The organism is Buttiauxella sp. A111 (assembly GCF_014189855.1).
Lineage (GTDB): Bacteria > Pseudomonadota > Gammaproteobacteria > Enterobacterales > Enterobacteriaceae > Buttiauxella > Buttiauxella selenatireducens.
Window position 1 is genome coordinate 1 of sequence record NZ_BJFN01000004.1, and the last position, 17,507, is coordinate 17,507.

Annotated in this window: 8 protein-coding genes and 1 pseudogene; 6 read left to right on the top strand and 3 right to left on the bottom strand. The window is 51.1% G+C overall.

The genetic code is table 11. The features are described 5' to 3' along the window. The coding region (locus BSPA111_RS12305) for an autotransporter outer membrane beta-barrel domain-containing protein (protein WP_183271452.1) at positions 1 to 4,773 on the bottom strand (4,773 nt) is incomplete at its 3' end. 605 nt (positions 4,774 to 5,378) lie between these two features. Between BSPA111_RS12305 and BSPA111_RS12310 the strand changes: the two genes are divergently transcribed. Then, entirely contained in the window at positions 5,379 to 6,008 is a 630-nt protein-coding gene (locus tag BSPA111_RS12310; protein WP_183271453.1) for a helix-turn-helix domain-containing protein, read from the top strand. A 170-nt stretch (positions 6,009 to 6,178) separates the two neighbouring features. Beyond that, positions 6,179 to 6,793, top strand: a complete 615-nt coding sequence (locus tag BSPA111_RS12315; protein WP_183271454.1) for a LuxR C-terminal-related transcriptional regulator — start codon at positions 6,179 to 6,181, stop codon at positions 6,791 to 6,793. A 188-nt stretch (positions 6,794 to 6,981) separates the two neighbouring features. Here the strand turns inward: BSPA111_RS12315 and BSPA111_RS12320 are convergent, their stop codons facing one another. After that, positions 6,982 to 8,580, bottom strand: coding sequence for an ABC transporter substrate-binding protein (locus BSPA111_RS12320; protein ID WP_183271455.1), 1,599 nt, complete (start codon positions 8,578 to 8,580; stop codon positions 6,982 to 6,984). A 348-nt stretch (positions 8,581 to 8,928) separates the two neighbouring features. Between BSPA111_RS12320 and BSPA111_RS12325 the strand changes: the two genes are divergently transcribed. Genes BSPA111_RS12325 through BSPA111_RS12335 form a run of 3 tightly spaced genes read left to right on the top strand, consistent with a single transcriptional unit; the run spans position 8,929 to position 15,359 of the window. After that, a complete protein-coding gene (locus BSPA111_RS12325) occupies positions 8,929 to 10,251 on the top strand; it encodes an SrfA family protein (protein WP_183271456.1) in 1,323 nt (440 codons plus the stop codon). A gap of 3 nt (positions 10,252 to 10,254) precedes the next feature. Beyond that, on the top strand, positions 10,255 to 13,227 hold the full coding sequence (locus BSPA111_RS12330; protein WP_183271457.1) for a virulence factor SrfB: 2,973 nt from the start codon (positions 10,255 to 10,257) through the stop codon (positions 13,225 to 13,227). After that, positions 13,224 to 15,359 (top strand): virulence factor SrfC family protein, encoded by a 2,136-nt coding sequence (locus BSPA111_RS12335; protein ID WP_183271458.1) that lies wholly within the window; start codon positions 13,224 to 13,226, stop codon positions 15,357 to 15,359. The genes BSPA111_RS12330 and BSPA111_RS12335 overlap by 4 nt, the downstream gene beginning before the upstream one ends. Positions 15,360 to 15,412: 53 nt before the next feature. On the opposite strand, the pseudogene BSPA111_RS12340 reads toward BSPA111_RS12335, so the two are convergent. Next, positions 15,413 to 15,702: pseudogene (locus BSPA111_RS12340) on the bottom strand (putative quinol monooxygenase). A gap of 153 nt (positions 15,703 to 15,855) precedes the next feature. Between BSPA111_RS12340 and BSPA111_RS12345 the strand changes: the two are divergent. Beyond that, positions 15,856 to 17,322: an aldehyde dehydrogenase gene (locus BSPA111_RS12345; RefSeq protein ID WP_183271459.1), complete on the top strand. Its 1,467-nt coding sequence runs from the start codon at positions 15,856 to 15,858 to the stop codon at positions 17,320 to 17,322. Positions 17,323 to 17,507: the final 185 nt, after the last annotated feature.

Genomic DNA, 17,507 nt, shown 5'->3' on the forward strand with positions numbered 1-17,507 from the left:
GGCTGCCAGAGACAACACATCGGTCTGGCCCAGCACGTTATCGGCAATCATTTTCAGGGTGCCGGAACGAATATCGGTATTCCCGACATAATCGTTGAGCGTGTTGGACAACGACACGGTGTTGCCCACGCCAGTGTCAATCGCCAGGTCACCGGTACCGGTGATTTTTGCGCTCAGGTCAGCCGCGTTGCCGCTCAGGCCTGCTGCATTCAGCGCCAGCGCATCAGCACCTGCCGTCAGCAGGTCAACCTGGGTCAGACCGTAGCTGATGTACAGGCCGTCAGCCGCATCACCGCTGGTCAGACGGTAGTCATAGGTGCCTTTCGCCACCGTACTGCCGTTCTGGGCAATATCTGCCGTAGTGCTGTCGCTAATAACGTTATCGTTCTGATCCTTGAGGATAAGTGCACCACCACCGCCGATAGCGGTGGTGTCAGACGCCGCCAGCTGTACCATCGTGGTGGCATCGTCCTGCGCCAGGATATCCAGCAACGTATCTGCCAGCGGGTGATCGTTGCTCACGCTGCCTTTGGCTACCTGCACTACGCCAGATCCGCTCAGATCCATGGATTCGGTGGTGTGTACGCTACCTTTGGCCACGGTTTCACCCGGGGTGCCGCTGTCAAATTTCAGCGTACCGCCGTTGAACTTCAGGCCACCGATGGTCTGCTTGCCGTCACCTACGTGCACGGTGCTGTAGCCGTCAAGACGCAGGGTTGCATCCGACAGCGCCTGGGTGTTGACGCCCGCCAGTTCCATATTGGCACGGCTCAGTGCCACGGTACCGTCAAAACCATCAGCCGCGTTTTTGCTGGTGAAGGTAAAGTTTTTATCTGTCCCCAGCTTCACCTGCATCAGACCCGTACCCGCCAGATGGCTTGCAAACACCACATCGTTAGCATGGGAGAGTGTCAGTGAACTGTCAGCATCGATATTAAAGCCTGTACCTGTTGCATCATTCTGACCGTCGCCCAGCGGCATCAGGGTATTATCCAGCGTCAGGTTGGAGCCACTGGTGGTGCCCTTAACGAGATTGACCTTTTCAAAACCGGATAACGACTCAGGGCTCGATAGATTGTAATCACTGCCAGTGATATTCAGGGTATCAGTCCCGCTACCTGCAACCAGGTGGTCAAACACGCCAATCGTATTTTCCCCCAGGTTATTGAGGTTAAAGGTGTCATTCCCTTCATCAGTGGTGAAATCAGTCCCTTTACTGCCCGCATCCAGGTTGACGGTGTTATTACCGGCCATCAGGTTCACGTGGCCGACAATCTTACCGCTGTTCTGGTTAGTGAAGGACATGCCCGTCCCTGTCAGCGTTTCTACCGCATTCTGATCTTTACTCGCCGCCTGAATGGTGCCGCTGTTTTTGAAGCTGGAGACAGCACCGTTATCAATATCGACGACGCTGCTGGTTGTGGACTTAGAGGTCAGAACGCCAGACTGGTTAATCTTTTTAGTCGTACCGTTAACGATAATCGCTGAACCGCCTGAGGCGTTGTTAACGTTGACGCTGACGCCGGTATCCAGATCGGTACTGGAGTTGGTCACCAGCCCTTTGCCCTGCGCCGAGGTCACATTAATGACCAGCTCCGACGAATGAGACATGTCCAGTTTGTTGGTTGTGGTAGAGGCATTAATATTTTCAAACAGGATCCCCGTGCCGCTGCCATTGACCGTGATAGTGCCGCTGTTTTGTTCCGCCATCGAAGCACCTGTGTGAACGCCGATACCATTACCCACATTAATGCGGGTTTTGGTCAGCGCAATGCCGGCGATATTGGCTTTGTTTTCAATAGCATTGCCACTGCCCGTTGCGGACATATTAATCGTCGCATTTTCGACTGTCAGGCCCGTCGAACCGGTATCCAGCAGCACACCATGCGCAGTACCTGCGGCGGAGGTTATCCCCGTACCGGTCAGCGCCAGCGAAGAACCGCTGTCCACATGATAGGCAGCCAGACCATCAACAGCATGAACTGAAGCGCTACCTGAGTTGGTGACCGTTGAATCACCCTTAATATGCACACCCGTTCCGTTGACCTTGATAGAGCTGCTGTTTGCCAGAATACCGGAGTCAACCAGAACCCCGGTGCTGCCAGCGCTGGTGAAGTTAATGGTTCCCTGGTGATCGAGTTTACCGCCGTTACGGGCGATATAGCCGGACGCGCCGCCCGAGGTATTTGCAGAGGTCAGGTCGGCATAACTGGTCAGCACTGAATTGCCTTTCAGGCTCGTCACTTCCGTGCCGTCGAGGCCATAATACTTACCGTCCACAATCCCAACGGTTGTCCCCGTACCGCTGATTTCACCGATGTCAGAACCGGCACTCAGTATCCCCTTAGCACCACCTTCTACCTTCACGGCTGTTGCACCGTCACCGGTGATATTAAGCTGAACATCCCCGCTGTCGAGCAGCGTGCCCGCGCCAGTGGCCAGAATGGCCGTAGAATTCACCCCGGAAGCCGTTATGTTCGTCGTATTACCAGAGGTATCCATAAAGCGAGCACCGGTATCGATGCGGTACAGGGTGGAGTCTTTCGTCGCCACTTCCTGGTTGGCATTACCCTGGCGCTCCACCATGGTGCCTGCGCCATAGGCGTAATAGCCAATTTGTTTTTCACCGGTGTTAAAGTTAACGGAACTGGAATCGGTAATAACGATTTTGCCTTTATTACGGGCATGGTGAGCAACGGCATTGTCGCCGTTAAGGTTCGTCGTGCCGGAAGCATTATATTTAGAGCCAGTCCCCTCCACCCAGGAGCCATAGTTAGCTAATTTCGTAACCGGGTCGAAGCCGCCGTTGATATTAATCACGCCGGTATTAGTAAATTCGCTGCCGCTCGTCAGTTTGAATGCAACGCTGTTGGCACCGTTGATGTTCACGGTGCCCGAGTTAGTCAGCTTGTTCTCCCCGGAGCCTGCACCGCCCGCAGCAATGACACCAATATTTTGCAGAACATTGCTTCCGTCACCGACCCCGTTAAGGTTAATGGTACCCTGCTGCTCAAGGCTGACACCTTTTCCACTTACAGACAATGCAACTGCATTACGCGCTTTGCTACCGACGGTGATAACGGAATCCGCCAGGGTCTGCACACGGGTATTTTGTTGAGCCCGGATCCCATAGGCTGGCATGGTAACAGCCAGATCGTCAACGGCTTCAGTCAACGAACCCATTGGCTTGCGACCAATATAGATCTCCCCGTCCTGAATCAGCGATGCGCTACCAGTCAGCTGTATACCCGTTGAATACATCAGATTGGTGACCCCCGGACCATCAGGCCGCGTTGCAATGTTAATCACCCCGCTGTTTTTGACTGTAGTGGTATCTCTGGCGTCTATACCATCCATCTCAGAAGTATAAACACCCAGTCCCCCAACGTTAATTATCCCATTGTTGGTGACATCGCTGGCCCCATAGGCTATCACGCCACGACCGGGGTGACGGCTGAGTTCGTCTGTAACAAGAGCGCGCGTAGTCCCCACATCAATCACGCCATTGTTCATCACGACAGCGTTGATGGCCCCGACAGCGTCTGCGCGGCCAAATTCAGACGATACGCCTATCTCACCGTTGTTGGTCAGAACAGCACCATCCTCCACTTTAATCACAGTCAAATCACTATTTTCTGTCTGCAGGCTGGCATCCGCAGCAATATTGACTTTGGCATCCGCCCCGGCGGCGTGAATAAATATACTGTTAGTTAAGTACCCAGGCTGGAGGATATCATCGGTCGCTTCAACAGGGTGCTCTGGCTTAATACCGATTACATTTAAGGCAGTACTGTAAGCCTTCGCCAGTTCGGCATCATATTTAGTGGGGGCTAACGCTCCAGACTGAATCGCGGCTATCACCGCATCGTTATATACTCTGAGGTCGTCGATATTGTTAACGGTGACGGATTCGCCTTTGTAGTTGTTGAATTTTCCCTGGTAAGTAATTTCATTAAATGAAATTGATGCAATTGCACCATTTTCATCCAGTGCCCCAATACCTGGACTGATATGATCGATATGTGTCTTTGAGTTATAATTCAGCGTTCCGCCAGCCTCAACGTCAAATACATTGCCGTTTTTGAAAATAGCGTTGAACTGATTTTCAGCCTGACTTTCCCAGTCGCTGCCATGGGAACCAATATCAACCGTCAGGTCGCCTCCGGACTTAACGGTGGCAATACGCATATTGATATATTGCTTATCACCCACCGCCTCCGGGCGGTATACATAGAAGCTGTCGATGTCTGTGGTGGTTAAATCATTGCTGTTATAAACAGGTAAAGCGACTTGTGTCTGGGTAATAGGGTCAAAATAGGTAATTGATTCTTTAGAGGGCAGCCTAAAAGCTTGACCACCATGACCTGCTGAGCCGGACGTAATTCGATCGTCATCAACAGCATGCTGTATGCTCTCTTTTACAAGACCAGCATCACCTCTTTCAAGCGCATTAAACCCTTTGCCCGAAGCGTCATTGGTCAATACCTGCCCACCAGAACTGATAATATGCTGCCCAAATAAATCATCGTTATCAGTCGGATTATAACTTTGAATATCAAGCGCAAAAGCCGAAGTCGCATGTAAAACTAAGGCTGATGAAATTAGCCTTGCCAGCAATGAGCGAGACAATTTGAATGATGAAGTATTTCTTGAAACTTCGTTGCTAACAACTGAGTTAGCACTCTTCACTGCGCCAAAGTTCCGAGCTAATTCTGAAGTAACCACAAAGCATTGCAGGCTAGTACTCCAAATCACTTTAAAAAATTTATTCATTACATCAACCTTACAGAAATCATTGTATTTAATTAAAAAATAAGGAGGTGTGCTTACGTTGTAGGGGTCAGGCTAAAATTAAATAATTGCCATCTGCCATAAGCCTTACACTCGCATGTGATTACTCGAGCATAGAAAACAGCATTTGAAGACACCGGCTTCATTGAGTTATTAACGAAAAATAAAGAACACGCGTAATTTATTCCAAAATTAAAATTCAGACAAACTACCAATGTTAATGACATGTTGTTTTTAATGTTAAAACCCGGGCTGGGTATAAAACAAACTCCATTGCTAATTCCTTTTATTTGAATGAGATGGCAAAAATATTTTTTTAGATCCCCAATCCGTAAAAACACAAATAAAATAAACAGAGCAAAATATCTACCATCGATCATGTCACCATTAAAAACGTCAAGAAAAATTTAATATATAAATAAATAATGCGTCCGAAAAAGTACTAAAAATACATTTAATTTATAAATTTATTCATTAGTCTTTTAAGGAAATTGTTTTTTTGAAATCTACTACTATCTTTATACGGTAACACTTGAGGATTCTTACTTGATTGTTCATGGATGGTTTACTCAGACTAAGGTTTCAACATGCACACGACTCCCCCTACACGACCAGAGGCTTCGATCAAGAGAATATTTTCAGCTTTAAAGCCGGTCAGCACTCCGCTGGAGGTCGTACCCAATAAAAGGTTGTCATGGGAGATCAAAGACATCCCTCAACTCTATATTGTTGAGCGTGGTGAGATTTCTGTGATTCGGGTATCCGATGGTTTGCTTATTGCCACATCCTACGATCAGAATATTTTCGGTATGTCAGAAGCCATACAGCCCATGCGCAGCCATTATTTGCGCTCGGAAAAGTCAGGGGTCATATTACGTGTGGATGCCAGCGTCGGCTTTGATGTGATCAGAACGCAAAACCTTTGGGAAGACGTCTCGATTGTGCTGTCTTACTATAATGGCTATCTTTTTTATCGGGACGCGTTGGTAGTGCAACAAAGAATTTATAAAATAGTCAGAGCTTATATACTTGAAATGGCGGAACTTTCAGTTGAGTCGCGTTTAACGATTCCTATTCTTGAATATATCCAGAAAAGAACTCACTTGTCTCGTAGTAGCATTTTAAATGCTGTCCAAATTTTAACAAACGGAGGCTATATTGAAGTTAAAAGAGGTGGCTATTTACTAAAAGCAGGAAAAATACCCAGAGATTATTAACGCATTCTGTTAGACGCCATGGCAGGTAAAGTTATAATAATAATACATCAGACAGTTCATCTTATGGTCTTTACATACCATAAGACACTTATCATTTTATCTTATTAAAAAACACAGTAAACACATTAAATTAATTTCACAACACACCAGATATAAAAGGATTTTGAATCATGTTTAATATAATTGTCATCCATTCAGACCAGTATTGGAAACAAGGGGCGGAGTCTATTCTGCGCAATCTAATAAATAAAGATGTCACCACCCGAGTATCGACAATGTTTAATCCTGGCATCGATATTGTTCTTATCGATCACGCTTCATTGCTGACCCTAAGTGAAAGTGAATGGAGTGGTAAAGCCATTGTTCTTGTTCATGATATTTCACCTCGCGATATGCTAAATGCTGGAGAGAAATGTAAGAATATTATTTACTCTGATGACACACCGGAACAGCTCAGCAATAAATTTTTAACGGCTGTCAAATTTATACACACAGGAAAATGGAGTCACGAAGCGAAAGCCCCTAATCTCAGATACCGGCTAACAAATAAGGAAATATCAATAATTAATGACCTGGCGAGAGGAATTGATTCCAGGGTGGTTGCTATGATGCACAAAACTACGATAAAAAATGTCAGCGCCCATAAACGCAATGCCATGCAAAAATTAAACGTCAGAACAACGAAGTCTCTTTTAAGCCGGCTTTCTCATATGCATGAGAATACTGCATCTATTCTTCTGCAACGTCATGTGCAAGGCTCGGTTGACGTAAGCACACCTTTTTAACGGTAGCTAATCTATACCCGTCATACTTCAAGCTGCTTATGCGTTGGCTGCACCCACTCACCCCAGTCACTTACTTGAGTAAGCTCCTGGGGATTCTCGTGTTTGCCGCCTTCAAGCAACTCGAATTATTTTGGGTATGAATTGACGCTCTCCCCTAAAAGAGAGCGCCATTCAACACGCATTCAATGCTAATTCAATTTCGCTTTCGAGAAATCGCTACCGTTGGTGCTTACCGTGTAACCCGTCACATTGCTGCGGGTCGCGTAGAAGGTTTTACCATTCGCCAGTGGGATCCACGGCGCTTGCTCATAAAACACCTCTTGTGCCTGCTCGTATAGTTTGGCGCGAACCGCAGGGTCGCTGGTCAATTTCGCTTTCTGCGTCAGCGCATCGTACTGTTTATCGCACCAACGCGCGGCGTTCGAACCACTTTCGATACTGCCGCAACCGAGCAGTGTATCCGCGAAGTTATCCGGGTCACCGTTATCGCTCATCCAGCCAAACAGTGCAGAGGAGTGTTCGCCTTTGCGCATGCCGGAGAGATACTCGCCCCACTCGAAAGTGACGATTTTCGCGTTTACACCGACTTTCGCCCAGTCATTCTGAATCATCTCAGCGATGCGGCGTGAGTTCGGGTTATAAGGACGTTGCACCGGCATCGACCATAAATCGGTTTCGAATCCCTTCTCAAATCCAGCTTGTTTCAACAACGCTTTGGCTTTCTCAGGATCATAACTGCGATCGCTCAGATCTTTATTAAAACCTAACATTGCTGGTGGAATAGGTGATTTCGCCACGGTGCCAGAGCCCATAAACACCGCATTAATAATCGCCTGTTTATCAACGGCGTAATTCAGAGCCTGGCGCACCAGCACGTTATCAAACGGTTTTTTCGTGGTGTTAAACGCCAGGTAACCGACGTTCAGGCCGTCGACGGTATGCAGTTGGAGGTCTTTGTTGGCCTTGATGGCTTCAAACTGGACCGGTGCCGGAGCCGGGATAATCTGGCATTCGTTCTTCTGCAATTTCGCCATACGGGTCTGCACATTTGGCGTGATGGAGAAGATCAGGTGTTTGGTTGGCACTTCGCCATTCCAGTAATTCGGGTTCGCCACATAGCGAATCAATGAATCGACTTTGTATTCCTGCAACGCATACGGGCCGGTGCCGATAGGTGCAGTATCCACCTTCTCAGGCGTCCCCGCTTTTAGCATTGCGTCGGCATATTCCGCCGACAGAATCGAGGCGAAATCCATGCCCCAGTCGGCAAGGAATGCCGCATTAGGTTCGCTCAGAGTGAACTGGACGTGATTGTCATCGATTTTCTTCACCTCAGTGATGAGCTTATCGAAGCCCACATCATTGAAGTATTCGTAATTGGCTTTTGAGACATTGTGGTACGGGTTTTTAGGGTCTTTCTGGCGCATCACCGAGAAAACAACGTCGTCTGCGTTAAAATCGCGCGTCGGTTTAAACGCTTTATTACTGTTGAATTTCACACCTTTACGCAGGGTAAACGTATAGGTTTTGCCATCCTTGCTGATGTCCCAGGCCGTTGCCAACGACGGCACCGGCACGTTATCGCTCGGGCGGAATTCTACCAGGCGGTTGTACAGCGTTTGCGAGCTGGCAACAAACGTGGGACCGGAGCTGGCGATTTGCGGGTTGAAGGATTCTGGAGAGGCTTCTGAACAGTAAACTAACGTGTTATTCGCGGCAGCGAAGGCGGTTGTTGCGGGTAATAGACTACTGAGCAACAGCGCGAGAAGTGTTTTCCCTGTCGACATATTTTTGCCTTTTGATGGATTTTTTCACAGGTCGACTGCGAACAGCGCCAGCCGACAAAACCTTTTTAGTGCAATCATCACAACATAGCCCATCGGGGCTGACAAATAACAAACCGCTATCATGTTATTCAAATTTGGCTGAATTTGCTCATTTCGACAGCAAGTGCGCCACAAACCGCTGCAAAGTACAGTCGCACAAAACCTGATAACCCCCCAATGACTTAAGTGCAATCCGTCGATAATTAGAAAAAATACCCGTCTCTTCCACCGTTTACTTGCGGAAAGTTTACGTAAAGTGGCAAGCGTGAAGATGGCTCAAGTTGAGCTGAAAACAGCAGGATTGATGACGTGGCAAAAACATTATTGCGCAGCGGATGCCTTGATGACTTCCTTTCGCTTGGCGAAAACGGGCAGACGGTGTTCGACTCAGCACTACAAATTCGCGAAACGTTACGCTTACGCAAACAGCAGGCTGTGGTCGACAGTCTGGCGATACCTCAGCCAAATGATGAAGGTGACAGAGTCGACTGGTATGCGCCTTTCGAAGGCACCGTCATCAGTTGGGCGGCGGCCAGCGACGAACAACGTAAAAAAGCCCTGCGCTATCTTGATAATGCCCAGGCCAACGTCGCGTCGTTAATTCAGCGCTGCCAACAGGCTGAAAAAACCGCTATCCAACTGTTTGGTTCGTTACTCGCCAATGCGTTGCAGTTCCCTGGCAGCCAGCATGTATATCTTGTTGACGGCAAACCGGTGCTCACGTTTTGGGGTTTTGTGAACCTCAATAGTGGCGCCCGTACTGATGCGCTGGATTGTTTGCGCATCAATGAAGAGCATGAACCGGTTATCGAGTTCCTGGCAGAACCGCCACCAGCCGCACCACCGGTCATCATACTCAGCGAACCGGATGAGCCACTCTATAGCATTGCGCCACCGGTTATTACAGCACCGGCAAATGAAACGCCGCAGGTGCAAGACCCCGCTCCTGAAATCGTGCCTCACGTGCTGCCAGTTAAAAAATCCAGGCGTTTGTTGCCCGTCGCCGCCATGATTGTTGCCTGCATCGCCGCCCCACTCACTTACTACCGGGTATCGGCATCGCACGCAGAACCTTTAGCTCAGGTTGCAGCCGAAGTTAAACCACAGCCGATCGCACCTGCTGTGATCCAGCCGGAACCCGTAAGCCAGGCTTCGACCCTGCCCGTTAGCCATGCGGCGGTAGTAGAAACACGGGTATCGCAGCCGGAACCCGTCGCGGTTGTCACCGCGCCGCCTGTCGACATCCCTAAAGGCGCGATGATTTTACCTGCTGATGCACTGAAACTCGGCTCCACCAAATTCCTTAACGGCACCTGGCGTGTGGTCATCAACGTTAAAGACTCCATCACCGGCAAGCCGCCAACGCTGCGTTATCAAATTGCCAATAACAAAGGCACTGTGCGCCTGGTACATGGCGACAGCATTGTGTGCAAAGCGGAGGTGTTTTCGGGATTGATGCAGTCCGGCACGCTGATGATCAAAACCCGTGGCAATGCGCGCTGTAGCGATGGTTCGCGTTACCCGTTGCCTGAAATTTCCTGCAATGCGGGTGTCAGCGATGTGGCGGAGTGCACCGGGCGCTACGAGGGCGACACCGTGGTTCCTGTGACGTTTAAAAAAGTGAGTGATTAATCCATGTTTGCCACCCTGTATCCCTATAAGCCGAGCGTGACGCTCATAAAAGACAGCGGCATTCAGTTTCTGGATTTCGGCCTTGCCCCACAACCAAACGCGCCGCACACCGGTCGCTTTGTGCGTAAAACGGCGAATGGCCCACTGCTTCGTCTTGATTACGACGTGGTGCCTGGCAAATTTACCCTGCCTGGCAGCATGGGTGCGGCGCCCGAAGTCGTCAAACCTGAAAGCACCATTACACTCGGCCATTCGCTGAAACTGCTGGATAAAACCTGGCTTCCGCTGCCTTTCCTGCGCTTTAACCCGCCACGTACTTTTGTGGGCGGCCCGGATAACTGGGCGCGAGTACAAATTCGTTGTCTTGAAACGCCCGATTCCGCAGGCAACACCGTGCGCATTACTCTGGCGCTGGATACCAAAATTCTTGCCGACGACAACCCTGCCGCACATCTGGCGCCGACACAAAGCGATGTGCGTAACGGTGCTCGCTTTGCGCTGGCCTGGCAAAACGAAGAAATTAACGATTTTATCGACCAGACCTGGGTTGATGGCTGGCTGCGTGAAGTGTTCACGCAGTTCGCTTCACGCCATGAGTCACGCAGCGAGCGCGAAATCAGTAACGCACTGAAAACCTTTGAGTATCAGGCGCATTACCTGAATATCATCGAGATGCTCGGCGCACAGCTTGCGGTGCCAGAGGTCAAAATAGTCACGGCGACGTTGCAATCTCCCGCTATCCCCGTTGATTTAGTTTTGGACGTGGGCAACACCCACACCTGCGGCGTATTAATCGAAGATCACGGTGAAGCGAATGACGGCCTGCGCCAGACCGCCGAGTTGCAAATTCGCTCGCTGAGCGAACCGCAAACCATTAATGAAGCGATGTTCACCAGCCGCCTCGAGTTCTCAGAAGCCAAATTCGGCAAGCAGCACTTCTCGGTCGAAAGTGGCCGCGATGACGCGTTTGTCTGGCCGTCGATTGCGCGTGTCGGTGATGAAGCCCGTAGCATGGCTTCCGCCCGTTTAGGCACTGAGGGAGCCAGCGGTATTTCCAGCCCTCGCCGCTACTTGTGGGATGAAACCCCTGCCAACCAGGACTGGCGCTTTAGCCAGATGGGGGTGAAAACACAACGCGAACCGCTGGCAACCGCTTATCCATTGATGAACTTAATGAATGACGACGGACAACCGCTTTATTCGCTGCCGTTAGAAGAAAGGCTGCCGGTTTTTTCACCGCATTACAGTCGCAGTTCGTTGATGACCTTGATGCTGTGCGAGCTGCTGGCGCAGGCGCTGATGCAAATCAACAGCGTCGGCTCGCGTCAAAGCATGGGCCATATCAATGCACCGCGTCAGTTGCGCACTCTTATCCTCACATTGCCTTCGGCGATGCCGAAACAAGAGCGTGAAATCTTCCGCCAGCGCATGCAGGAAGCGGTTGGTCTGGTGTGGAAAGCAATGGAGTGGCACCCGACAGACGACGGTTTTAGCAACGATCGAGATTTCCAGAAAAGCGTGGTTCCAGTACCCGATGTGCAGATGGAATGGGACGAAGCGACCTGTGGGCAACTGGTGTGGCTGTATAACGAAGCGCTGGTTAACTATGCCGGACAGAGCGGTAACTTCTTCAAAAGCCTCGCCCGTCCAGACCGCAAATTAGCCGCCGATGAGCTACCGGGGAAAACCTTGCGTGTCGCCTCGATTGATATTGGCGGGGGCACGACGGATATGGCCATCACGCAGTATCATCTGGATGATGGCGTCGGCAGCAATGTGAAAATCACCCCGCGCTTACTGTTCCGCGAAGGCTTTAAAGTCGCGGGTGACGACATTCTGCTGGATGTTATCCAGCGTTGCGTGCTCCCCGCGCTACAGGCGCAAATCCATCAAGCTGGAGTTGCGGACAGCACAGGATTAATGACCACGCTGTTTGGTGAGTCCGGGCGCATGGATACCCGTGGCACGCTGCGCCAGCAAACCGCGTTGCAACTGTTTATCCCTCTCGGCCATGCGGTGTTGTCGTGTTGGGAAAATAGCGATCCTGATGACCACCACGCCATGCTGGAAGCGACCTTTGGCGAGCTGTTAACCCAGCGCCCAACTGATAACGTGATTAACTATGTGCAACAGGCTGTGCAACATGCCCTGCCTGCCGACGCGCCCGCGTTTGATTTATTCAGCGTACCGCTACATGTTGAATTGGCTGATTTGCAAGACGCGCTGCTTGCCGGACACTTTACGCTAACTGCACCGCTGCAAGCGCTGTGTGAAGTGATCAACCACTACTGTTGCGATGTGTTGTTGGTCACCGGACGACCAGGCTGTTTGCCCGGCGTTCAGGCGCTATTACGCTACCAACAACCGGTGCCGGTAAACCGCATCGTCTGGCTGGATAACTATCAGACTCATGAATGGTATCCGTTTAGCCAACAAGGCCGCATCGGCAACCCGAAATCCACGGCGGCCGTGGGGGCGATGCTGTGCAGCCTGGCAATGGATTTACGACTGCCTGGTTTTAACTTTAAAGCGTCTGATATTCAGGCTTACTCCACGGTGCGCTATCTGGGGATGCTGGATGGCAACAATACGCTGGTTGAGAAAAACATTTGGTATCGCGATATCGATCTCGACGACCCTAAATCTACGCTGGATACGCGCCTGCATTTCCCACTGCGCGGCAATGCATGCCTGGGATTCCGCCAGCTCGATGATGCGCGCTGGCCCGCCACGCCGTTGTACACCCTCGCGATAAACTCGCCGCACCTGGCAAAAGCCATCGCCGGCGAAGGCGTGCTGAATGTGCGTTTACAGCAAACCCGTGAAGCTGACGCCTTTGTGCTGGCCGAAGCGTGGTTGCAGGATGGCAGCAAAGTGCCGCTCAACCAATTAAGTTTTAAATTGAATACGCTGGCTGGAAGCTATAGCGGTGCCAGCCATTACTGGATTGACAGCGGGAGCGTGTATCAAAAATGAATTCAACAACCTCAACGCTGCAACAGTTAGAAGATTGGGTTCAGCAGACTCGTCTGTCGGTTCCGTTAGTGGATAACGAAGCCGATGGGCTATTGCAAAAATTGGTCGCCATTCAACAACGCCAGCACCAGATTGACCTACAGACGGAGCAACCACTAACAATTGGGTTGTATGGTCACTCGGTGGCGGGTAAACATCACCTGCTCACCACACTGCTGGGCGATAACCACGAACGCATTGAGATTTTGCTCGGCGGGAAAGTGCTGGATTACCTGACGCACATCAACCCCGGCCACGCTCCTGACGTTGCGGTGCGTTTTACCTGTCGCGAGTTACCGGTTGCAGAACACTATCCCTTGCTGTTGACGTTGTATAACGCCTGCGAACTTGCCCAGCGCATGATTCGCCAGTATCACGCCACGTCATCTCCTCGTTTTGCGCAGCCGGAAGTTATCGCCGCAAAACTTAAAGAGTTACAGGTCAAACGCCTGGCACAACCGACACCAGGGATAACGCAGCATCAGCTGTCTGACATTGCCCAGACTTATCATGAAGCCGTGCGCCGTCAGTATCATCTGGATAATGCGCTGTGGCAGCAAATGGCAGAACTGCTGCCATGGTTGAGCAGTGCTGACCAGGCTTCGTTGCTGGCACCGCTTTGGGGCGACAACGCCATCCAAACCGCGCGCTGGCAGCAGCTTGTCGACATGCTTAATCACCTGGGCTGCGCCCGCAAGATTTTGGCTCCGGCTAATTTGCTGGTCGATACCTTCTTGCTGCCTGTTGAAGGTTTTTTGTTCCCGGCAACGCCGGACATGCAGGAAATCAGTGCCGACGTACTAGTCTGCCCGCTGTTCAATCACGAAATCGGTACCCAGGTGAGCCTCGCACAGCATGATTTGCAGCAACTCTGCGCGGAAATCACCCTGACGCTTAACCAGCCGCCGAAGCTTGCGCAGGTCGAGGTGGTGGATATTCCACTTGAGCAACTCGACAATTACGGCAACGCTCTCCAGCCCGATAAATTAGTGGTGTGTAATGCCGCCTCCGTTCGACAAGAAGTGAACGCTGCCGGTAAAATGCTGGCACGTTGGGTGGATAAAACCCAGGCCAACCACGCTACGACGCCCGGCTTAATTTGGGCGATTACACCGCGTGATGCCCGTTTTAGCGGAGCTAATCTGGATGAAGGTGTGCAACGTGTTATCGGTCTGCCGGGGAAACGTTGGGGTACGCTGCAAGCGCTGGACAGCCGCAATATGCACCGTTTGCTGGAGTGGCTTACGGACGCGCTGATCCCCGCGCAACGTACCCGTCGCATTGAGATGTTACACGCCGCGCTTAACACGAAAATCAACGATCTGTTCGCTCATCTTATCGAAGGCGAAGACCTGACGCCGGAGCGCGCACGTTCGCAGGCAGAAGATCTGGTGCGTACTCTGCAATCCCGCGCTGCCATTCATGGCGAACTGATCGCCAGCCTGTTGCCTGAGCGCCAGGTACTGCAACAATGCTGGTTGAACCATCAGCAATTACGCAAACAACAACCTGCCGAGTTTAGCCTCGATATCGACCTGTTCGCCGATGAAGAGAGCCATACTGCACAAATCAGCGATGTCAGTAACTTCGCCAATACGGTGCATGTGTTGTGGATTAATCATTTGCGCCAGTTGGCAACACGTCGGGAAATCGCCCATCTTTCAGGCATCGACAATACGCAACTCCAGGCGCTGTGCCAGTTACTGATTGTCGCCAGTTATCGACTGAAATTATCTCAGCAAATCGACACGGCATTGCGTCAGGGAGATGGCAGCATGGCGCAGGAAATTACCTGCGCCTGCGCGGTGCTGGGTGATTTTGTCAGTTGGTTAGGCTACGCACATATCGAACCAACGTTACGTCCCGCAAGCCGCGTCAATAAAGGCTCACCGGTATTTACTCCGCAAGCCCAGGCCAGCGCCAGTACACGGCTGGTTCGGTTAGGCGACCAACCTGCTCGCGGCAATACGCTGTATGTCTACGACTGGCTGGTTGCACTGTATACCCGAGCGCTTGAGAACATCGGTTATCGTCACCCGCAGGATGTTAGTGATGTCCAGAAAGCGCAGTTAGTTGCGCTACTTGGGGAGTAACCAGGCAGATGAGATTCTGGGTGAGTGAGTTATTCTCACCCAGATGACGGTGTTCAAAAAGCGGTCATCAGAATGTACGTTGCTTCCTTTCTCGTGTGTTGATCAATCAACGGGACCAACCGTCTGAAATGCTCACTGGCGCAATGCGCATCCAGCGCCGCACGATCAAACCATTCCTCTATAAAAATGAAATGACCTGACCTGGGTCCTTCCCATCAATATACAAATCATAGGCAATACAAAGAGGCTCTTGTTTAGTGGCCTCAACCAGCTCCCGGTACAAAGGGATGACAATTTCAACGTCCTCGGGCTTTATAAAATCTTCGGCGATGACTTTTAACATTTTGTCCTCAAATCTATTAGCTGACGTATCACTATATGGGGTTTGAGCGCGCGCGGGGTAAAAATATCAGCGCGGGTAAATCGCTGGGAAAACAACCTTATTCTGGCTACACTGGATGGCACCTTAACATTTCAATAACAAAAGAGGTGTCACATGCCGAACTCATCCCCTGTCTCTATTTCTATGCTCATCAATGGATTACCTGTTGGGGCACAGAACCAGGCCACATTTGAACGTCGTAATCCCCTCGATGAACAGGTCGCCACTATCGCCCCCGCCGCGACGGTCAACGATGCTCGTGCTGCGGTGGAAGCCGCAAACCAGGCCTTCGTCAGTTGGTCGCAAACCGGGCCGAATCAACGCCGCGCTTTGCTTCTGAAAGCGGCGGATGCGCTGGAAGCGAAACAAACCGCGTTTATCGCCGCGATGGCTTCAGAAACCGGTGCAACGGCGCAATGGGCAGAATTTAACGTGCATCTGGGGGCCGGACTGCTGCGTGAAGCCGCAGCACTCACTACGCAAATCAACGGCGACGTGATCCCTTCCGATGTGCCTGGCAATCTGGCCATGGCAATCCGCCAGCCTGCAGGTGTGGTACTGGGAATGGCACCGTGGAATGCGCCCGTCATCCTCGGCGTGCGGGCGATTGCTACCCCACTCGCGTGTGGTAACTGCGTCGTTCTCAAAGGCTCAGAAATATCGCCCGCCACTCACGGTTTAATTATCGACGCACTCAATGAAGCCGGATTCCCCGCTGGGGTTGTTAACTTTGTGACGAATGCCCCACAAGATGCCGCAAGTGTCGTCGAGGCGATGATTGCCCATCCGGCGGTGCGACGTGTGAATTTTACCGGCTCGACACACGTCGGGCGGATCATCGCCCAAACGTGTGCACGCTACCTGAAACCAGTGGTTTTGGAATTGGGTGGCAAAGCTCCGTTGCTGGTGCTGCACGACGCTGATATTGAGCTGGCAGTGAATTGTGCGGCCTTCGGGGCTTTTGCCAACTCGGGGCAAATCTGCATGTCGACTGAGCGAATTATTGTCGATGAGCGGATCGCCGATGACTTTGTCGCGAGGTTTGCTGCTAAGGCTGCGAGTTTGCCGTGTGGCGACCCGCGTCACGGCCCGACCGTTTTGGGCTCGGTCGTGGATGTGCAGACGGTTTCACGTTGCAATGATTTGATCGATGACGCGCTGGAAAAAGGCGCAAAACTGGTTGCGGGCGGCAAAGCGGATTCAACATTAATGCCTGCCACGGTTCTGGATTTTGTCACCTCAGATATGCGCATCTACCACGAAGAATCCTTTGGCCCGGTGAAAGGGATTATCCGCGCAAAAAGCGACGAGGAAGCGCTGGCTATAGCCAATGATAACGACCTCGGGCTTTCAGCCGCCGTATTCAGCCGCGACACCGCACGGGCATGGAATATTGCCAGCCGTATTCAAAGTGGAATTTGCCACATCAATAGTCCAACCGTACACGATGAAGCACAAATGCCGTTTGGCGGCGTCAAAGAGTCAGGTTACGGTCGATTTGGCGGGCTTGCGGGCGTCAACGAATTTACTGAGTTACGCTGGATAACTCTGCAAATGCAGCCACGTCCGCTGCCGTTCTGACAGCCGGGATAACGTACGCCAACCTGGCGTACGTTTTCTGCTAAGCCACTGGAATTCCCCTCGCTTTTCTGCCAGGATTTCACCACCTATCAACCCATTGAATATATAAGGAGGATCCCATGCTGTTTTGTGAAATGTTGTCTATTTCGCATACCCTTGGTGATCGCCATAGCTCAAGCGTTATC

Excerpts from the sequence above, each read along its gene's own strand:
- BSPA111_RS12335 (WP_183271458.1), top strand. The coding sequence starts at position 13,224 with ATGAATTCAACAACCTCAACGCTGCAACAGTTAGAAGATTGGGTTCAG.
- BSPA111_RS12345 (WP_183271459.1), top strand. The coding sequence starts at position 15,856 with ATGCCGAACTCATCCCCTGTCTCTATTTCTATGCTCATCAATGGATTA.
- BSPA111_RS12330 (WP_183271457.1), top strand. The coding sequence starts at position 10,255 with ATGTTTGCCACCCTGTATCCCTATAAGCCGAGCGTGACGCTCATAAAA.
- BSPA111_RS12310 (WP_183271453.1), top strand. The coding sequence starts at position 5,379 with ATGCACACGACTCCCCCTACACGACCAGAGGCTTCGATCAAGAGAATA.
- BSPA111_RS12320 (WP_183271455.1), bottom strand. The coding sequence starts at position 8,580 with ATGTCGACAGGGAAAACACTTCTCGCGCTGTTGCTCAGTAGTCTATTA.
- BSPA111_RS12315 (WP_183271454.1), top strand. The coding sequence starts at position 6,179 with ATGTTTAATATAATTGTCATCCATTCAGACCAGTATTGGAAACAAGGG.